The sequence below is a fragment of the Pseudomonas sp. GM33 genome, assembly GCF_000282295.1.
Taxonomy (GTDB): domain Bacteria; phylum Pseudomonadota; class Gammaproteobacteria; order Pseudomonadales; family Pseudomonadaceae; genus Aquipseudomonas; species Aquipseudomonas laurylsulfatiphila.
This window is the reverse complement of the sequence record NZ_AKJO01000120.1, coordinates 1-5367: the sequence shown is the minus strand read 5'-3', so window position 1 is coordinate 5367 and position 5367 is coordinate 1. Positions and strand designations below refer to the sequence as shown.

Annotated in this window: 3 protein-coding genes; all 3 read right to left on the bottom strand. The window is 61.4% G+C overall.

Features of this window, described 5'->3' with window-relative positions:
• A partial coding sequence (locus PMI26_RS07715; RefSeq protein ID WP_007977401.1) for a type VI lipase adapter Tla3 domain-containing protein occupies positions 1-1505 on the bottom strand: 1505 nt, incomplete at its 3' end.
• A complete protein-coding gene (locus tag PMI26_RS07720) occupies positions 1502-3526 on the bottom strand; it encodes a T6SS effector phospholipase Tle3 domain-containing protein (protein ID WP_007977398.1) in 2025 nt (674 codons plus the stop codon). The genes PMI26_RS07715 and PMI26_RS07720, both read right to left, overlap by 4 nt.
• The coding region (locus PMI26_RS07725; RefSeq protein WP_007977397.1) for a type VI secretion system Vgr family protein at positions 3523-5367 on the bottom strand (1845 nt) is incomplete at its 5' end. The genes PMI26_RS07725 and PMI26_RS07720, both read right to left, overlap by 4 nt.

The window sequence follows — 5367 nt, the reverse complement described above, 5'->3', positions numbered from 1 at the left end:
GCCAGGTTGATTTCCACCAGGGCCCCACTGACCCCGGTATTGCCCAGACGCCGACCGATGTCGTAACCCTCATCGACATTGCCCAACTCGATACCGTGGCCGTCCGTATTCAGGCCGTGCAAGGCATTGGTCAGGGCGATTTCAGCGTCCCGGTTGTCGGTGGTGTCATAGAACACGCGGACCGGCTTTTGCCCTTTGGGTAATGTCTCCAGGGCTTGCAGCCAGCCTGCCTGCAGGGCTTTGGCCTGCAAGGCCGGTTTTAGGCGCTGGCCGTGTTCATCCTGCATCGAGACCTTGATTGGTCGGTGCAAGTAACCCAGCACTGGCGCGGCGTCGAACTCTTTGACCTGGTGTTGGGCCCAGCGGATGGGTAGCCATGGGGAGGGTTCGAACTCTCCTGGCCCGCGGTTGCTGATGGTTTGCCAGAGGGTGGGGAGTTGGGATTGCCAGTAGGCGGTGGACATGGTGCCGGGAGCTAAGGGATCTTGAGCGCCTTTGGCACGTTCCGCCTCTTCGTACACATCTAGAAACTCACGGGATTGTTTCCAGTAAAACGCCCACAACTTGCCCAAATCAGTGTCTTTGTTCTGGTTGTCCTCACGTTCGTGGGTGGCATAACGGCGAATGTACCGATCCACCCGATCCGAACGGGTGACCAGCAGCCCCGCCATGCTTTCGTACACCGTGGGGACGACATGGCCGTTCTGCAACCCAGGGGTGCCAGGCACGCGTAAACCGTTTCGCGTGACATCGCCGTCCTCGCTCACGATCAAGGCCTGGGGCACTTCGGGGTTGTCATCAAAGAACTGGAACAAGCGCTCGATCATGCCCTGAGCATGGGTCGTATTCTCCGCGTCCTGCCACAAAAACAGCGTGACACCAAGCGTGGCGGCATTGCGACCGTTGAGGATATTGCTCGCAGCCCCGGTATCTGAAGGTTGCTTGGGCGGTGCGATGGAAAACACCGGGATTGGCCAGTACGCCACCGACTCGCCTGCCGAATGTTTGAAGGCGACTCGGATTTTGATATCTCTGGAGTTCTCTCTGGATTTTAGTGATGCCTTATAGTCCTTAGGATCTTGTGAGTAAATCGAAGCAAAGTTGTTATTTTTCTTCTTGATGAATTGCCAGATCTCCGATTGGTGGTCCTGGTAGATCCCAAGCCCCACCCCTCGTATTTCCAACGCATAAGTCCGCTCTTGGGTGGCCTGCCGCTCGGCGATCTGTGCCTTGACGTCGGCTTTGTAAGCGGCAAGTCCGGCCTTTTCACTGGCCACGGCTTTGCCCCACCAGTGAACGCTGAAAATCAGCAGCAAGGGGCCCAGAATGGCAGCGATTCCCCAGCGCAGTACCGGGTTGAGGTCACGTATTTCCACGTTGTTTTCCTGTGCCTTGATGTGGACCAGCCAGACGAAGCCGAGCCAAAGGATCAGCAGTACGCCGGCGATCCAGAGATAGGGCTTGAGTTTCGGTAAAGTTCGGGGGCGGTTTTGAGGAACGCTCACAAGGCACCTCCGTTTTTAGAGGCGCCGGCAAGCAGAGCGGGTGGCGACAACGGAACCAACACGGAGGATGGAAATACGCCGAACTGGTAATACAGGTAACTGGATTTCACTAGCGCCTGTGTATCAGCGCTGAGTCGCGACCAACCTGGCAAATGCCTGGCGCGCTCGAATTGTTTTTCATCCATCTTCCAATCCGCAATCGCCACCAACACCTCACGCATCTCCGGGTCGTCAAGGCAGTGCGCCTGGCCAATGGCAATGTCCATCGCCGTCACCCAACGCTGGTTTTCCGGGTTGCGCAGGATCGCCGAGTGGTAGGAGTTGGCGCCCCAGGTCCCCTGGTCACGGTCCATGCGCGCCCGAGCTTCTCGCGGGGTCTCCTCGCGCTCGTGACAAGAGCTGGAACTGGAGCGGGCCGCGCCTTTTCGCACGGCGCGCGTGTGGTCTTCCGGGTCTTCGGACAATCCGTTGAAACGCGCCAGCGCTTCCTGCTGCGTGGTGTACGGGGCGTCATACTCGGCGGGCATTTTGATCCACAAAAAGGTCGCGGCGTCTTTGCCCAGCGCGATGCTCTTGGCCACCTCATCCGGTTTGTCCAGGCCGGCGGTGGTCGGGCTGCCGGTTACCGCTTCGCCACCGAACATCTGCGGCGCATGGGGCGGGTGCAAGGCTTCGGCGTTGATCAGGCGTTCCTGCCCCTTGGCTATCGGCGCTTGCGAGGCCACTCCGGTGACAAAGGAAGCGCCCGGGTAGCGGTGTTCGCCAGGCGCGCGGATGAATTCGGGTTGTGGCGGCTTGCCCACCAGCACCGGCTCGCCGTCACGATGACGTTTGGTCCACAGCCGTTGATAGAAGCCCAGAGACTGCAGCGCCATCATCGCCGGCCGGCCATCCGGCGTTGCATCCGGCACCCCGTAGGTGCCGATGCCTTGCACGTCGTCCAGAGCCACGGTGGTGTCGTCCGGGCAAAAATACAGGTACACCTTGCCGCGATTGTCGCGCTCGGGAAAAACGCTGAGGTTGCCGACCTTGTCCTTGCGGGTCCCTTGCGTCGGTGACCATTGCGGGCCACTGCGACCGCCATAGGTTTTGGCTTCCCGGAGCGCGGATAATGGTGGCTGGGCATGAGGCGTTTGCGTGACCGCCGTGACGATACGGATCAGGGTGGCGAGGGTGTCATGGTTCTTGGGGGTGACGTCGCGCAGGACGCTATAAGGCGTGTCCACGAGAATCAGGGTGTCGGCGCAACGCTGCCCCTTGTCCACCAGCAGGGCCTGTGCCAGTAACGCGACCAGGGTGCCTTGGCTATGGCCCATGATGGTGATGGTTTCATCGGGGGATACCCGGCGAATTTCCCTGACCAGCATTGCCAGGCGGTGAGCGGCCAACACAAAGTAATGCCGCAGCGGCGCATTGGCGAAGAGCAGGTAATTGTTCGGCTTGATCAATTCGACCATGCCGGTTTTCCGGTTGGCCTTGAAACCCTCGCCATACATCTCTTCCAGGTTGTTGGTGGCATTGACAAAAAAACCACCGGCCTTGGCAAAGTGGCGATCCAGGCGATTGCCCTGGATATCCTGAAACTGATTGCGCATCCTGAAAGGATCACCCGCGTCATCACGCTTGACTTGTTCCGGCGCGGCGCGATAGCCCCAGTAGAACGGGATCATCAGGCTTCGGACTTTGGGATCGTCCGTGTCACGCTGATACAGAAAGGTATCAGGATCATCGAGCGTGGCTTTCTGATCAGCGCTCCGTTCATCAAGTGGCAGTTCTTTGGCTTCACTGTAATCCGCCCCATACCGCCCCGCCTTCAAATCCGGCCGATCCAGCCGCTCATTCACCCCCTGGCACAACCCGGTTTCCACCGACTCATAGGACGCCCCGGGGTCATTTACGCCATGCAGGAAGATCACCACCCCCGGCAGGTCGGCGGGCACTTCCATGTTGCGCACGGTGTTGCAGTTGGGCATCAGGCGGGTGGTGAGTTGCGCCACGCAGTACATCTCTTCGCTGCTCATTGGCGTCCACCGTTCGGGCCTTTGTCACGCATCGCCGCCGTTTGCGCCTGATGCATCTGCTCGCGCTCCACCCGCTCGGTCAGTCCGCTTGAATCCGTCAGTCCTTGCACCGTGCTGCCATCCTCCAGTTTGATTTGGTAAGCATGCTCGACCGCCAGTCGGGCGCTGCCGTCGTCGTGGCCGGGGTAGTGAAAGGCCAGGCATTGAGCGGCGGAGTCACGACCAAACGTGGGCACCGAAGCACTATCGGTCTTGGGCCCCACCCAGTCATGCTCGCCGGCATGCACAACGGCCTTGCCCTGGGTACCGATCTCGACCCCGCCACCGATCCTGATGTAGCTGCCGTCATCGGCCACCAGGCGGATGGTGGGGGCGGTGATGAGCACTTCGCCTTCGGCAGCCGACAGGTGCAGGTTCTTTTGCGCGTTGAGCACCATGTCGTCGTCCTGGGCCTGCACCAGCACCTTGCCGCGATTGGCGATGGCGCTGATGCCTTCGTCCTGGGCGAAGGCGCTGATGCCTTTGCCGGCGTGCAAGCGCATGGCCGCGCCGCTGCTCAGCTGCAAATGATCCTGGGCGGTGGTGTCATGGTTTTCACCGGCGTAATGCACCTGCGAGCGCGGTGTGGCGCTGGCAATGCCGGCTGCAGCCGCTATCGCGACCACCGGATCGCCCGGACTGTTGCTTTCGGGTGCCGGCCATTGGCTCAGCGACTGACGCAACGCCTCGATGCCCTGGGTGTCGATCTTCGGGCTGCCACGGGCAGCGGCGGTCTGGCCGAGGGCCTGGAACAGTTCGCCGCACTCGGCCAACAGCTTGAGCAGTTCTTCGCGGTCCAGCTGTGAACCCTGCGCATCGTGGCGAGCGTAGGTGGTCAACAACAGCCCTTGGGCCGCCCGCAGGGCAATCGCGGCATCGCTGCGCAGTTCGGCGCCCTGGCCGCGCGCCTGGGCCTGCCCGTCGGTTCGCGGCGTGACGAGCTTGCCCAGGTTCAGCGCGGTGGCCTGATGGGTCGTGCCCAGTCGGGCGCGCACCGCGCCGGGTGTATCGTCGAAGAGCAGTTCGTTGAAGCCCTTGCCCTGATGTTCCCGGGTCTGGATCCCGGATAAGGTTCGATTGCCCGGCAACCCCGTGGCGTTACTGAAGTGCGGGGGAAAATGGTCGGCGTTGTAGAGCACCGACGTCACCAGGGGACGGTCGATGTCGCCGCCGAGGAAGGTCACCAGCACTTCCTGACCGATGCGCGGCAAAAACTGGTGGCCGAAGCCGGCGCCGCCACTGGGCATGGCGACCCTGAGCCAAGTCGTGCCCTGGGCAGGGTCCTGCGCCCGCTGCCAATGAAAGCGCACTTGCACGCGCGCCAGTTCGTCGGTGAAAACCTCCTCACCTTCCGGGCCCACCACAATGGCGGTGAGCGGCCCGGAAATCGTCGGTCGCGGCGTAATGATCGGCGGGCGAAAGGCAATCTTGTGGCGGATGCAGACGAAACTGTTGTCGTAGCTCGCCGGTTGATCCGTCAGGTAGTTGTTGCGGCCTTGGTGCTCCACCTTGAGCAGGAGGAACTGACGATCATCCACGGGATCAGCATCGTGATCGAAGTGCTGGGTCAGTTCGAAGGTGTAGCCCGGCAGCATGGCGCGACAGTTGCTGGCGCCCTCAAACGTCTTGCCCTGTGCCTCCAGGGCTTCGAGTCGATGCCGCACCAGCGCCTCACCATCTGCAGGCATACCGTGGCTGTAATGACCGGGAAAGTCGTAGATCTCGTAGGCTGGCACATCACCCTGGACGTTAAGGCTGGGCATGCTGACCGGCAGCGGATTGCGCGGCTGCCGGTAGTCGAA

Bases quoted from the DNA above. Each gene is read 5' to 3' on its own strand.
- PMI26_RS07720 (WP_007977398.1), bottom strand. From the start codon at position 3,526: ATGAGCAGCGAAGAGATGTACTGCGTGGCGCAACTCACCACCCGCCTG.